The 13523-nt window shown below is 30.1% G+C and carries 13 protein-coding genes and 1 tRNA gene; 9 read left to right on the forward strand and 5 right to left on the reverse strand.

Going from position 1 to position 13523, the window contains the following annotated elements:
* Nucleotides 1–18: 18 nt before the first annotated feature.
* Nucleotides 19–1674, reverse strand: coding sequence for an endonuclease/exonuclease/phosphatase family protein (locus tag Q1A15_RS15510; protein ID WP_299625969.1), 1656 nt, complete (start codon nucleotides 1672–1674; stop codon nucleotides 19–21).
* 241 nt (nucleotides 1675–1915) lie between these two features.
* Between Q1A15_RS15510 and Q1A15_RS15515 the strand changes: the two genes are divergently transcribed.
* Together Q1A15_RS15515 and Q1A15_RS15520 are read left to right on the forward strand one after the other, a co-directional pair.
* Nucleotides 1916–3034 (forward strand): helix-turn-helix domain-containing protein, encoded by a 1119-nt coding sequence (locus tag Q1A15_RS15515; RefSeq protein ID WP_299625972.1) that lies wholly within the window; start codon nucleotides 1916–1918, stop codon nucleotides 3032–3034.
* A 123-nt stretch (nucleotides 3035–3157) separates the two neighbouring features.
* Entirely contained in the window at nucleotides 3158–3883 is a 726-nt protein-coding gene (locus tag Q1A15_RS15520) for a head GIN domain-containing protein (RefSeq protein ID WP_299625974.1), read from the forward strand.
* Nucleotides 3884–3955: 72 nt separating this feature from the next.
* Here the strand turns inward: Q1A15_RS15520 and Q1A15_RS15525 are convergent, their stop codons facing one another.
* The 4 genes from Q1A15_RS15525 to Q1A15_RS15540 all read right to left on the reverse strand — a co-directional run bounded on the left by Q1A15_RS15525 (nucleotide 3956) and on the right by Q1A15_RS15540 (nucleotide 7107).
* Nucleotides 3956–4765: a DUF4097 family beta strand repeat-containing protein gene (locus Q1A15_RS15525; protein ID WP_299625977.1), complete on the reverse strand. Its 810-nt coding sequence runs from the start codon at nucleotides 4763–4765 to the stop codon at nucleotides 3956–3958.
* Nucleotides 4766–4772: 7 nt separating this feature from the next.
* Complete coding sequence (locus tag Q1A15_RS15530; RefSeq protein ID WP_299625980.1) at nucleotides 4773–5684, reverse strand: DUF4097 family beta strand repeat-containing protein; 912 nt, start codon at nucleotides 5682–5684, stop codon at nucleotides 4773–4775.
* A 78-nt stretch (nucleotides 5685–5762) separates the two neighbouring features.
* A complete protein-coding gene (locus Q1A15_RS15535) occupies nucleotides 5763–6557 on the reverse strand; it encodes a HEAT repeat domain-containing protein (protein ID WP_299625983.1) in 795 nt (264 codons plus the stop codon).
* Nucleotide 6558: 1 nt separating this feature from the next.
* Nucleotides 6559–7107, reverse strand: coding sequence for an RNA polymerase sigma factor (locus Q1A15_RS15540; RefSeq protein ID WP_299625986.1), 549 nt, complete (start codon nucleotides 7105–7107; stop codon nucleotides 6559–6561).
* Between the two features lie 313 nt (nucleotides 7108–7420).
* Between Q1A15_RS15540 and Q1A15_RS15545 the strand changes: the two genes are divergently transcribed.
* The 7 genes from Q1A15_RS15545 to scpA all read left to right on the forward strand — a co-directional run bounded on the left by Q1A15_RS15545 (nucleotide 7421) and on the right by scpA (nucleotide 13523).
* Nucleotides 7421–8269, forward strand: coding sequence for a universal stress protein (locus Q1A15_RS15545; protein ID WP_299625989.1), 849 nt, complete (start codon nucleotides 7421–7423; stop codon nucleotides 8267–8269).
* 66 nt (nucleotides 8270–8335) lie between these two features.
* Nucleotides 8336–8409: transfer RNA gene (locus Q1A15_RS15550), tRNA-Thr, on the forward strand.
* Nucleotides 8410–8497: 88 nt separating this feature from the next.
* Nucleotides 8498–9103, forward strand: a complete 606-nt coding sequence (udk, locus tag Q1A15_RS15555) for a uridine kinase (protein WP_299626224.1) — start codon at nucleotides 8498–8500, stop codon at nucleotides 9101–9103.
* Nucleotides 9104–9106: 3 nt separating this feature from the next.
* A complete protein-coding gene (locus Q1A15_RS15560) occupies nucleotides 9107–9424 on the forward strand; it encodes a septum formation initiator family protein (protein WP_299625992.1) in 318 nt (105 codons plus the stop codon).
* Nucleotides 9424–10776 (forward strand): methylmalonyl-CoA mutase subunit beta, encoded by a 1353-nt coding sequence (locus Q1A15_RS15565; RefSeq protein WP_299625995.1) that lies wholly within the window; start codon nucleotides 9424–9426, stop codon nucleotides 10774–10776. The genes Q1A15_RS15560 and Q1A15_RS15565 overlap by 1 nt, the downstream gene beginning before the upstream one ends.
* On the forward strand, nucleotides 10769–11467 hold the full coding sequence (locus Q1A15_RS15570) for a hypothetical protein (RefSeq protein ID WP_299625998.1): 699 nt from the start codon (nucleotides 10769–10771) through the stop codon (nucleotides 11465–11467). Before Q1A15_RS15565 ends, Q1A15_RS15570 begins: the two co-directional genes overlap by 8 nt.
* Entirely contained in the window at nucleotides 11460–13523 is a 2064-nt protein-coding gene (gene scpA, locus Q1A15_RS15575; protein ID WP_299626001.1) for a methylmalonyl-CoA mutase, read from the forward strand. The genes Q1A15_RS15570 and scpA overlap by 8 nt, the downstream gene beginning before the upstream one ends.

The following is a 13523-nucleotide window of genomic DNA, read 5'->3' on the forward strand; positions in this document are numbered from 1 at the left end:
ATTAACATCTTATCTTATTTACTTAATCACTAAAGACTTCGTTTTTACTGTTCCGTTTTTACTTGTAAACTGAACAACGTACAATCCTTTTGATAAATCTGAGACAGATACCTCTGCATTAGAATTTTCTACAATTACTTTTTTCTTTACTATTCCTAAAACATCAATAATAGCAACTTCTCCTGCGATTATGTTATTAATATTTATAGTATTCACTGCTGGATTTGGCCAAACTTTAAATACATTTTCTAATTCTGTAATTTCTTCTTTTTCCATAACATTAGCTCTTCTAGAGATATTATTTTCTTTTGTTCTTAAGCTGATAGCATCTAAATAACCATCATTCGATGTTCCTCTATTTCTTTCACTTAATAAAACAACTCTAATTTTTCGTGTTCCTGCTGGAGCAATTCTTTCATTTGTTACCTCTTCCCAACTAGAACTTCTATTTTTCCAACCACTATCAAAACTTGATAATACATTATCATTAGAACTTCTATATTCTAATTTAATTCTTGCTCTGTCATTACCACGATAAGATCTAATAAATCCTTCAAAATAAAAAGACTGTAATCCGTTATCAATAGCGTTTGCATACGATTGTACATTTACATCTTGATAAACTTCTCCTGAACTAGAATTTCCAAACCAAAAAATATAATTTCCTTGTTTAGCAGTTGGATAACCGTTACGTCCGCCACGAACTCTAATGCTACTTCCAGAAACTTGAGTCCAACTACTTAAATTACTTTCTTCTGCACTGTACTGATTTAATAAATTATCTCCATAACTTGAATCACCACCATTATCTCCTACCCCATTTTCCTCAGGAATATCATAAGTTACCATCATAGCACGATGATCACTTGTGTAATTACTTAATTTAACCTCTGCTTCATCATTTGTTGGTCCGTATCGAACAGCATTTTTAGCAACAACATTTGTTCCTCTATGATAGATAATATCAATTCTATCATACACTTCATTTGAAGATCTTCTTGGAGTCCAAGTATCTCCAGGATTTAATATTTCATTCGGATACACTTCTCGCCAAGAATCTTTCAATCCAACATTAGTTGCTTTTCTACTAGCTGGCCAAGCTACTTTTAACGCATGAACGTTTGCATTAGCCGCTCTTGTAGTCCAATCTAGATGACTCGGTTCATTAAAATCTCCAGTAAAAAACACAGGAGCTCCAGCTGGAACCCAGCTTTGTATTGTGTTTATAATACTAGTCATTTCATTACCTCTAGTTCTGTTTGCTGAATTAATCGCAGCAGATTCTGATCTTATATTTCTATCACGAATTTCATAAGGTTCATAAGGATATGACGTTAGATGTGCATTAAACACATAAATTTTTAATCCGTCTGGTAATGTAATTTCAACTCCAGAAGAATTTGTTGAAGTAATAGGATAACGAGAAATAACAGCGACACTACTACTAACAGAATGGTAATAAAACCCTAGTGAATTTGCAATACTACGAGCTGCTCCATAAGATTCTTGAAGACCAATAACATCTGCTCCAGAAGCTCTTACTACATTTAATGCAGAATTACTACTAGTTGAATACAACTTATTAAAAGTCATTACTTTTAAACTGTTTTGTGAATTAACTACACTCAAGAAGCATAGGAACATCACGATACATAAAAAGGAGGTTTGTTTCATTTTTAATGAATTTAAATTTAGAAGGTTATAATTGTTTTAATTAAAAGATGTCCGAAATTAATTCACTAAAATTTTGAGAATACTAAGCTTGAATTAACTTTTTGTTAAGTTGTTTTTATTAGATTTTATACTGTAACAAACCATAATTTTTATTGTTTATAAGTAATACACTCTAATTAACTTGCTTATTTTAGAGGAAGAAAATTTAACACAATAGTATCTTTAATATTAAGATTTATATATGCAAATACAATTATCTTTTTTTGATTTATCTGTATTAATTGGAATTACCACAGGAATAATTTGTAGTATTATTCTACTAAAAAAATCATCTATTAAAAAGTCGAATAAATTTCTAGCATTGGGAATTTTAGCTTTTGTTTGGTTGAACACAAAAATGCTACTATTATCACTAAATCTATGGGAAGTTCATGGTTTTGGTTATTTCCCTAACAGTGTAGAAATAGCAATTCCTCCTCTATTCTACTTCTATTTTAAATCTATTAAGAATACCGAGTTTAAGTTTAGGAAGAAAGATTGGCTACATTTCGCTCCGTTTATTATTTCGCAAACGTATGCTATAATAATGTATATCGCTGCAATGCAAACCAGAATATATTCAGAAAAAAGAATAATAACAGAAGCCTTATTTTTTGATCAAGCGAAAAATTTAGATGAATATATTCTAATGATTATGAGCTGTTGTTATTTATATTTTGGAGGATTAGAACTTAAAAGTTTTATCAATGGTCTTTCTAAAACGAGTACAAAACAAAATTCAGAAATTAAATTTTTAAATATTTTATTCGTTTTATTATGCTCGCTTTCTGCACTTCATATTATAAATACTTCTTTAAATTCAGTTTTAGATCACACTTATAATTGGAGATGGGCTTTACATCATTCATTAATCGCAACTATGGTTTATTACGTGGCTATAGTTGGTTTTAAAAATGCTGAAATTATTTTACCTCAAAAAAATAACAAACGAGAGAGTGACATTGATATTTCTATTGTTGAAAAATTAAACAGCGCTATTATTACTGACAAAGTTTTTTTAGACCCTAAACTAACCTTAAAGTTGTTAGCTAAGAAATTAGATGTTAATGACACTGTATTATCTAGTACTATTAATGCTCATTTTCAAAAAAACTTTAGATCATTAATTAATCAAGCTCGAGTCGAAGAAGTTAAAAAGCGCTTATTGAATGGAGAACTTGATAATTTATCACTCTTAGGAATTGCAAAAGAATGTGGTTTTAACTCAGAGGCTAGTTTTTATCGAATTTTTAAATCTGAAACACAAATTACACCTAAAAAATTTATAGCCAATAATTTAAAGCTAACAGAACTCGCTTAAACTATTTCTCATTTTATTTATATAACTCTCAAAACTTATATTTGAGAGTTAATACTACTGAAAACAAGTAACGTAGCATATTTCATTTTAGTCCTTTGTACAAACACAAAAAATATATTTAAAATGAAATTATTTAAAATGCTAACACTAGTTTTCTTTACTTCTTGTTTTACTTTTTGTAATAGTCAAGAAGTTATTGTTGGAAACGGAATTCAAACAACAAAAACTGTAAATCCGAAACCTTTTACTGGAATTATAACTTCAAATAATGCTACAATACATATTAGCCAGGGTGACAAGTATGAATTAATTGTAACTGGAGACAGTAACATTATAGAGCAACATTTAAAGATTAAAACCAAAAACAATAATTGTATAATTAAATTAGAAAAAGGAAACTACAGAAATTACAATCTTAATATTGAAATCACTATGCCGAAGATTCAAAAAATCGACGCTTATGGTTCTGACGAAATCGAAATAAACGATTTTACAAATTTGGATGATTTAAGCTTTCACTCTGTAGGAAGCGGTAATATTAATATCAACAGGATAAATCCAATTCGTAAATGTAGCGCCACAATCATAGGATCTGGTGATATTATTTTCAATGAAGAAGTTTCAATAAGAAACATTGATTTAAGAATTATAGGAAGTGGAAAGTTTAGAGGTTATAATATAACTTCTAAAAGTTACCGTATTGTAAACGCTGGAAGTGGTGATTGTGAAGTAAATGTAACTGATAACTTAAGTGCTTCTATTCCTGGGAGTAGTGATGTTTATTATAAGGGCAATCCGAAAATTCAGTTTAGTAGTCCTGGTTCTGGAAGATTAATCGACGCTAATTAAAAATAAGGTTTACGTCTTAAAAGAAAAAGATCACTTTTAAAAGTGATCTTTTCAAATTTATTAAACTGTTTCTTACTTAGACCTGATGATTACATCTCCATTATAATTTTTAAATAGAATCTCTGGTCCTCCACCATTAATAGCTCCTTCAATCCATTTTTCTATTTTTACTTTATATCCTTTACCCGAATTTTCTCTATTCACTTTCGTTTTAACTGGTTTTGACTTTAAATCAAAGTCCGTAAAAATATCTCCTCTTTCTGACTTTATTCTCACATCAGCTTTAAAACTTTTAGGAAAAGTAATATCTATATCTCCATTCAAGCTACTAAAAGCCATTGGTGTGTTTGGTTTCACTTTTATAAAGTTAACCGTAATATCCTGATTTAAAGCATCGGCACTTACCGCTCCACTAATATCTCTTAATGTAATTTTACCATTAGCATTACTCACATCCATAACACCATTTATATTTTCTACATAAATTTCCCCACTGTTATATGTCGATAATTTTAAAGAAAAGTTTTTTGGCACTTCTATCTCAAAATCTGTTGTTCCATTTCTATCAGAATCTACATCAATAGCATTATTATATTCTTTCACACTAAAGTCTAATCCTGTATTAGATATCTGTTTCAAACCTTCTAACTTCTTTTTAACTATCTTTCTTTTGTTTCTATAACTTCCTTCTTTTCGTAAAGAAGCTGTTATAAGTACTTCTTTAGTATTTGTTCCTTTTACTTTAATTGAACCGTTAAGAATTTTCACTTTTAAAAACCCTGGTTTAGAAGCATCTGTTAAAGGCACTTTTACTGTTTCTTGAGCTGTAAGCTGAGATACAACGAAGAAAAAAACACTGATTATTATTTTTATTGCTTTCATATTGCTTTTATTTTTTTACAATGGCATCTCCATTCAATTGATCGAAATGAAAAGGTACTTTACCACTTCCTATTTTAAAATTTCTGTTTTTATAAAGTTTATACTTCACTCCTTTTTTTGAATTCTTTTTTGTTTTAGTAACTCTAGGCGTTGTTCTTTCCACATCAAAATTTGTGTAAAAGCTTCCATTCATAGTTTTGTAATTAATCTCTGCATCTAATCCATCTTTAAACAAAACATTAATATCTCCATTTAGCGAATTAAACCAGCTTTCTTTTGTCGGATTTTTAGCATAAGTAATATTGATATCTTTATTTAATGCATTTACATCGGTCTGACCTGCAACATTTTTCATATCAATTGCTCCGTTCACATTATGAACAATTAATAATTTTCCTTGAACATTGTCTACTGTAATATTTCCTTTGTTGATTGCTTTTATGTCGATACTTACATTCTTAGGAACTTTCACTTTAAAATCTAATCGATATTTATAGGTTCTTTTCTTACGGTGCTTGTAATTTCTTCTGCTTCCGAAATTAAACTCATGATGTTCAAAATTCCCTGTTTCTAAATCAAATTTAGAATATGGTGAATCCATGTAAATGTAAACTGCATCTCCTTTTCTAGCAGACTTCACTCCTATTTCTTGCATACCTTCTGCAACATCTTGTTTTGTATCTGCCGCTACTTTTTTTACAACTTCAATTTTTATGGTTTTACCGTTATAACCTTCTACATCAATTGAGCCGTAAACATTATCGATTACAACAATATTATCTGGTGATTGTTTTAAAAATTGGTACTCTTCTTTAATAGTTTCAACTTGATTGTATTTCTTTTCTTCTTTGTCAAATTGTGCGTTAATGAATAAGTTACTGAAAAGTAGTAGTAATAAACTTATTTTAATTGTTTTCATGTTTTTTGGTTTTGATGAATGACTATGTTTATCTCTGTAAAAAGCGACCTAGGACTTGCCATTTACATCAAATTATGTTTAATATATATTAGATATACTTTCTTCTATTTTCTGTTTTGCACTAGAATTGATATCTTCTTGATCTATTAGCTCTTTAAACGGCTTTACAGCTTCTTTTTCTTGTAATAAAACCATTACGTCGGCTAATTCTATTTGTACTAATGGTGATTTTTGATGCACTATCGAAGCAACTAATCCTTCTCTTACAATAGGCATGTCTGTATAATTTTTTAACGATTCTATTGCTGATAAACGAACATTTACATTTTCATCGTTATTTAATGTTGTAAATAATGCCTTGATGATTGTTTCGGTTACTTTACTCAGTTTACTCACTTCGTTTACCGCTTGTAACCTTTGATTAGCAGAAGGTTGATCTAATAAAGTTAATACTAATTGTGATCGTACTTCTTCGGTTTCTTTTTTAGCGACTTCTATTTCGTCTGAAATTTTCACCTCTGTTTCGTTATTCATTCCTTTTCCTAAAAAGAAACCAATGGTTAAAATACCAAGAGCATAAAATACTTTTCTAAATGGTAATACTTCTATACGTTTTATGAATTGTACTAATGATGAATCTTTTTGTTCTTTTTCTATTTCAGAATTCATCATCGCATAAAACTTCATGTCCATTTCCACACTAGGTTCTGGAACTTCTTCTTCATTTACATTCCAGAAAAAACTCATTTCTTCAAATTCTCTTTTATACTCCGAATGAGTTGCTAATATTTTTTCAAATGCTTTCTTTTTTTCTTCAGAAAGATTTCCTGATAAATAATCGACAATTGCTTCTTTAAACTCTAAATATTCCATATTACCTCTTGTCTAATGTTAGATAAATCTTTTTTAAATCGTGTAAAGCTCTATGAACTTTAATTCTTGCATTTCCTTCAGAACAACCTATAATCTCTCCTAATTCTTTATACTTTAATTCTTTCATTTTACTTAACACTATTAACTCTCTTTTAGCTTCAGGAAGTTGATTAATAGCATTTTTTAAAAGTATTATTCTCTCCGATTGCTCTATTGTGGTTTCAATATTTTCAGCTGATCCATAATCATACTGTTCTTCTATATCGTATGTTTTGTTTTTATCTTTTCCTTTAAAATGATCATAATACACGTTTCTTGCAATCTTAAATATCCACGACAAAAAATTACTTTCTTCTGTATATGTATGCTTGTATTTAATTACTCGTATAAAAACGTTTTGTACTAAATCTTCACATAAACTTGCGTCTTTACTCATTTGAAAGAAAAATCCGAACAAACGTTTTTTATAACGCTCATAAAGAAGTCCCAATGTATGGCTCTCTCCTGATTTTACTTTTAGCATTAATGCACTGTCTGATAATGATTCCAAACTTGTTAAAGTTTTTAAGTTAGTTGTTTGATTAGGTAAACTGCCGTTTTTTTAAAACGTTACAATTTATTTTATTTTTTAATTTCTTAATGAACTTTTTGTTTAGTATTAAATACATAAACTGTAATAATTACACTTGTATTACTGTCTGAATAACTTGTATTTTTTCATAATGTTACAAAAAAAGAATAATACTTTTTATCTCTAACTAATTACCGATCAACTATTAAAAACAAACAGCTCATCACACTTAACAAACTATAAGTCAAGTTTTTTTCGTAAATTATAGGTGCAATTTTCAAACGCTTTATTTATGAAAAGAATATTAGTCCCTGTCGATTTTTCCGACCAATCAGAGAATGCGTTAAAAACAGCAGCGCATTATGCAAAAAACTATAATTATGAAATTGTGGCTGTTCATATGCTAGAACTTTCAAGTGCGATGATGACCAACACAAATACAACTAAAGAAACCGTTCTATATTTAAAATTAGCAGAAAAAAGATTCGACGATTTTTTAGATAAAGACTATTTAAAAGGTGTAAAAGTAACTCCTATACTAAAGCATTATAAAGTATATAGTGAACTTAATAAGCTATATACTGAAGAAAAAATTGACCTCGTAGTGATGGGATCAACTGGTGCTACAGGATTAAAAGAATTTTTAATTGGTTCTAATGCTCAAAAAATAATTCGATATTCAGATGTACCTGTTTTAGTTGTAAAAGATAAATCTATAGAAAACGGATTTAAGAATGCAATTTTTGCTTGTGATTTTACAGACGATTCAATAAATCCATATAAAAGAATAAAAAGATTTTGTGATGTAATCGGCTTAAATATGAAAATAATCTACGTAAATACACCTGGAACTTCATTTATAAGCTCTGCAGAAATGCGAAATTTAGTAAAAGAATTCTTCGAAAAAGCTAAAACAAATTCGCATCATATTGACGATGTTGCATACGTATCAGATTACACAATTGAATCAGGTATAGTGAATTACGCAAAAAACAACAACGCTGACATCATTATTATGACTACTCACGGTAGAAGTAGCTTCTCTCAAATCTTTGATCATAGTGTAACGGAAGATGTAGTTAACCATGTTAACGTGCCAGTTATGTCGTTCAAAATACTGTCAAAAACAGCTTCGAAATAAAAAAATAAAAAAAAGTTTGTCAGTTTCTAAAAACGTTATATATTTGCCACGCTTTTAAAGGCAACAGCCGATATAGCTCAGCTGGCTAGAGCAGCTGATTTGTAATCAGCAGGTCGTGGGTTCGAGTCCCTCTATCGGCTCAAACAAAAAGACATCTTCGAAAAAGATGTCTTTTTTTATGCCCTATTTTTTCTAAATTTGCTCACATATTAAACTACAATGAAAAATATTTTTATCATAGGAATTGCTGGAGGAACTGGAAGTGGAAAAACTACTGTAGTAAATCAAATTATAAACGAACTTCCACCAGATGAAGTTTGTGTTATATCTCAAGATTCTTATTACAACGCTACAGATAATTTAACCTATGATCAGCGTTCTAAAATCAATTTCGATCATCCAAGAGCTATTGACTTTGATTTATTGGTTGAACATTTAAAAGAATTAAAAAAAAATAAGATCATAGAACAACCTGTTTATTCTTTTGTTACACACAATAGAACTAAAGACACAATAAAAACTCACCCAAGGAAAGTAGTTATTGTAGAAGGAATTCTTATTTTTAACAATAAAGAACTTAGAGATTTGTGCGACATCAAAATATTTGTACATGCAGATGCTGATGAACGTTTAATCCGAAGAGTTAAAAGAGATATTACAGAACGTGGAAGAGATATTAACGAAGTACTAACACGTTACCAAGACACTTTGAAACCAATGCATCAAGAGTTTATTGAGCCGACAAAAAATTATGCAGATATCATTATCCCAAATGATCGCTATAACACTGTAGCCATAGACATTGTAAGAACGGTAATTAGCGAAAGATTATAATACATGAATTTTAATTCACTAAAAAACAAACCTTTCTTTAAAGTAATTACTAATGTATATTTAGTAATTCTTACTGTTTTTGTAGTATGGATGCTTTTTTTTGATGAAAACTCGTATTTAAACCATCGAGAATTCAATAAAGAAATAAAAGAACTCCAAACTTGGAATTCATATCATAAAAAGAAAATTGCTGAGGATAAAGAAACGATAAGAAAACTTCAAGATTCATTAGAACTTGAACGCTTTGCTAGAGAAAAATACTTAATGAAAAAGGAAAACGAAGATATTTACATAATCGAATTTGATACCATTAAAAAGTAATGAATAATTTTTTATTTGATGAATTTGAAGGGGTTTCAGAGAAAGCTTGGAAACAAAAAATTCAAGTTGACTTAAAAGGCCTTGATTATAATGAAACTTTATTGTGGCACACTAATGAAGGCATTACCGTTAAACCTTTTTATTCAAAAGAAGATCAAACCCATCAACATTTGCAATTACCCGAAAACGATTTCTTTATTTGTGAGACGGTTTTTGTAGACGATGTAAATATTGCAAACAAACTAGCAGTTGATGCTTTAAATAGAGGTGCAAATGCTATTGAATTTGTGGTTGACAAAACATTTGACATCGATGTTCTTTTAGTCAACATTGATATCAATTCAAACATTAGATTTTATTTTAAGTTTAATTTCCTTGATGCAGATTTTGTAGAAAAATTATCAAAAGCAACAAATAGCTCTAACTGCTATTTCAATATTGATATTATTGGAAACCTAGCCAAAACAGGAAATTGGTTTACTAACTTAAAATCTGATCACGAACAATTAGAGAAAATTACAACGCAAAATAACAGTATTGCAGTCAACGCTTCTATATATCAAAATGCAGGAGCAAATTGTACGCAACAGTTAGCATATGCTTTAGCACACGCAAATGAATATTTAAATCATTTCGAAGGTAATATTGCAGATAAAATTCATTTTAATTTTTCTGTTGGTAGCAATTACTTTTTTGAAATCGCGAAACTTAGAGCTTTTAGAATTCTTTGGAACGCTTTACTAAAAGAATACGGTATAGAAAATAAAGAAGACGCTCACATTTTCACACAGCCATCACTTCGTAATAAAACATTATATGATTACAACGTAAACATGCTTCGTACTACTTCTGAAAGTATGAGTGCTGTTTTAGGTGGAACCAATACTGTTTCCAATGTTTCTTATGATGAAATATTTCATAAGTCAAATGAATTTGGAGAACGTATTTCTAGAAACCAATTATTAGTTTTAAAAGAAGAAAGCGGATTTGAAAATGCTCAACATTTTGCAGACGGAAGCTATTATATAGAATCAATCACGCAACAGTTAGCAGAAAACGCTTTAGAAATTTTCAAACAAATTGAGCAAGGTGGCGGATTTTTAAAGCAACTAAAAGAAGGTATTATTCAACGTAAAATTGAAGAATCTGCTCAAAAAGAACAAGAACTTTTTGACAACGGAAATCTAGTTTTATTAGGGACCAATAAAATTCAGAACGATAAAGATCAAATGAAAAATGATTTAGAATTATTTCCTTTTGTAAAAAAACGTTTAGAAAAAACTTTAATCCAGCCAATCATTCAAAAACGATTAGCAGAAAAATTAGAGCAACAACGACTAGAAGATGAGTAAATTCTTACATATATTATTTTTCGTATTTATTACTCAAATAACTCACTCACAAATAATCAATCCTAAAAGAGATTCATTCTCTTCCAGAAAAAATCGTTTAATAGATAACATGGTTGATCATTTTGAAGATATTATTTGTAAAAAATACCGAATAGATAAAAATCATGCTCACAATGCATTTAAAAAATATATAATTGCTTTAAATAATAACTTTCATTTTATAACTCAAGATTCAAAGCAAAAGAAAACAATCGACAGCACTTTTGTTACTAAAAAATCTATCAAACTACTTTTAAATTCGGACCGAATATTAAAAGACTATATTTGGATAAAAGAAAAAGAAAATAGAACTCGACAAGGGTTTAAAAGTTTATCAGAGCTTGACTCTGAAACTATAAATAAAATGAGTCCAACTACTTTAAAGTGGTTCAAGGAACAAGAAAAAAGGAACGACATATTAGTTATAAATTATTTTGACTCTTTTTCTGAAAAAACAATGACTGAAGCAAACAATAAAGATTTGACTGATTTAATTACCTCCTTTAGAGAAACTTCAGGTTACTCACCTCAAATAACAGCATCTGCTTTATTAAATTTAAAAGAAGAAGATTACAAAAACCTAGCTATAAAAACCTTTATAGCTTTTCAATTATATTACGCTTACCTAAACTCACATGTAACTTATGAGTAGAAAAGATATTTCCAATATAAAAATAGACAACAGTTCAACTTCTGAAAAAAAGAGTTTCGAACATGAAAAGTTTGTAGCTGGTATTGCTCCGAATTTACGAGGACCGTATTCTACAATGTATGTTAGAAGACCTTGGACTATTCGTCAATATGCAGGTTTTTCTACTGCTGAAGAAAGTAATGCTTTTTATAGAAGAAACTTAGCTGCTGGACAAAAAGGTTTATCCGTTGCTTTCGATTTAGCAACGCACAGAGGTTACGACTCAGATCACGAAAGAGTTCAAGGTGATGTTGGAAAAGCTGGTGTTGCCATAGATTCTGTGGAAGACATGAAGGTATTATTCGATCAAATACCTTTAGATAAGATGTCGGTTTCTATGACAATGAACGGAGCCGTATTACCTATTCTTGCTTTTTATATTATTGCTGCTGAAGAACAAGGCGTAAAACCAGAACAATTAGCAGGAACTATTCAAAATGATATTTTAAAGGAGTTTATGGTTAGAAATACTTATATCTATCCTCCTACTCCTTCAATGAAAATTATTGCTGATATTTTCGAATATACTAGTAATAATATGCCAAAGTTCAATTCAATTTCTATTTCTGGATACCATATGCAAGAAGCTGGAGCAACTCCAGAAATTGAATTAGCATATACATTAGCCGATGGATTGGAATACATTAAGACTGGTTTAGCTGCCGGAATGGATATTGACGCTTTTGCTCCAAGATTATCTTTTTTCTGGGCCATTGGAATGAATCATTTTACTGAAATTGCAAAAATGCGCGCTGGTAGAATGTTATGGGCAAAACTGGTAAAACAATTCAACCCAAAGAATCCAAAATCTTTAGCACTAAGAACACACTGTCAAACAAGCGGATGGAGTTTAACAGAGCAAGACCCTTTTAACAATGTAGCAAGAACAGCAATTGAAGCAATGGCTGCTGCTTTTGGTGGAACACAAAGCTTACACACCAATGCTTTAGATGAAGCGATTGCATTACCTACAGATTTCTCTGCTCGTATTGCAAGAAACACTCAAATTTATCTACAACAGGAAACTCACATAACGAAAACTGTTGACCCTTGGGCAGGAAGTTATCACTTAGAACAACTTACAGAAGAAATCACTAACAAAGCTTGGAAATTAATTCAAGAGGTTGATGAATTAGGAGGAATGACAAAAGCTATCGAAAAAGGTATTCCCAAGATGAGAATTGAAGAAGCGGCTGCAATTAAGCAAGCTCGAATTGATAGTGGTCAAGATGTAATTGTTGGTGTAAACAAATATCAATTAGAACAAGAAGATCCTTTACATATTTTAGAGGTAGACAACGAAGCTGTTCGTAAATCTCAAATTGATCGTTTAGACGATTTAAAAGCGAAAAGAAATCAAGCTGAAGTTGATCAATGCCTAGCGGATTTAACAAAATGTGCAGAAACTGGTAACGGAAATTTACTAGGTTTAGCAGTTAAAGCTGCAAGAAAAAGAGCTACATTAGGTGAAATTTCAGATGCTTTAGAATCTATTTTTGGTAGACATAAAGCAGTACATAAAACCATATCTGGCGTGTATAGTAAAGAAATAAAAGACGATTCGTTATTCAAAAAAGCTAGTGAATTAGCCGATAACTTTGCTGAACTTGAAGGTAGAAGACCAAGAATAATGATTGCTAAACTAGGTCAAGATGGTCATGATCGTGGTGCAAAAGTTGTTGCCACTGGTTATGCTGACTTAGGATTTGATGTAGATGTTGGTCCGCTTTTCCAAACACCAAAAGAAGCAGCCAAACAAGCTATTGAGAATGATGTTCATATTTTAGGAATTTCATCTTTAGCAGCAGGACATAAAACATTAGTTCCTCAAGTAATTGGAGAATTAAAAAATTATGGTCGTGAAGATATTATGGTAATTGTTGGTGGTGTAATTCCAGCTCAAGATTATCAGTTTTTATTTGATGCTGGTGCTGTTGGAGTTTTCGGACCAGGAACAAAAATTGCACAAGCTGCAATTGACATGTTAGAAATTTTAATTGATAGTGTAGAAGAATAA

It is taken from the genome of uncultured Tenacibaculum sp. (genome assembly GCF_947495995.1).
GTDB lineage: Bacteria > Bacteroidota > Bacteroidia > Flavobacteriales > Flavobacteriaceae > Polaribacter.

Bases quoted from the DNA above. Each gene is read 5' to 3' on its own strand.
- Q1A15_RS15570 (WP_299625998.1), top strand. From the start codon at position 10,769: ATGAGTAAATTCTTACATATATTATTTTTCGTATTTATTACTCAAATA.
- Q1A15_RS15525 (WP_299625977.1), bottom strand. From the start codon at position 4,765: ATGAAAGCAATAAAAATAATAATCAGTGTTTTTTTCTTCGTTGTATCT.
- scpA (WP_299626001.1), top strand. From the start codon at position 11,460: ATGAGTAGAAAAGATATTTCCAATATAAAAATAGACAACAGTTCAACT.
- Q1A15_RS15510 (WP_299625969.1), bottom strand. From the start codon at position 1,674: ATGAAACAAACCTCCTTTTTATGTATCGTGATGTTCCTATGCTTCTTG.
- Q1A15_RS15560 (WP_299625992.1), top strand. From the start codon at position 9,107: ATGAATTTTAATTCACTAAAAAACAAACCTTTCTTTAAAGTAATTACT.
- Q1A15_RS15530 (WP_299625980.1), bottom strand. From the start codon at position 5,684: ATGAAAACAATTAAAATAAGTTTATTACTACTACTTTTCAGTAACTTA.
- Q1A15_RS15545 (WP_299625989.1), top strand. From the start codon at position 7,421: ATGAAAAGAATATTAGTCCCTGTCGATTTTTCCGACCAATCAGAGAAT.
- Q1A15_RS15520 (WP_299625974.1), top strand. From the start codon at position 3,158: ATGAAATTATTTAAAATGCTAACACTAGTTTTCTTTACTTCTTGTTTT.
- Q1A15_RS15515 (WP_299625972.1), top strand. From the start codon at position 1,916: ATGCAAATACAATTATCTTTTTTTGATTTATCTGTATTAATTGGAATT.
- Q1A15_RS15535 (WP_299625983.1), bottom strand. From the start codon at position 6,557: ATGGAATATTTAGAGTTTAAAGAAGCAATTGTCGATTATTTATCAGGA.
- Q1A15_RS15565 (WP_299625995.1), top strand. From the start codon at position 9,424: ATGAATAATTTTTTATTTGATGAATTTGAAGGGGTTTCAGAGAAAGCT.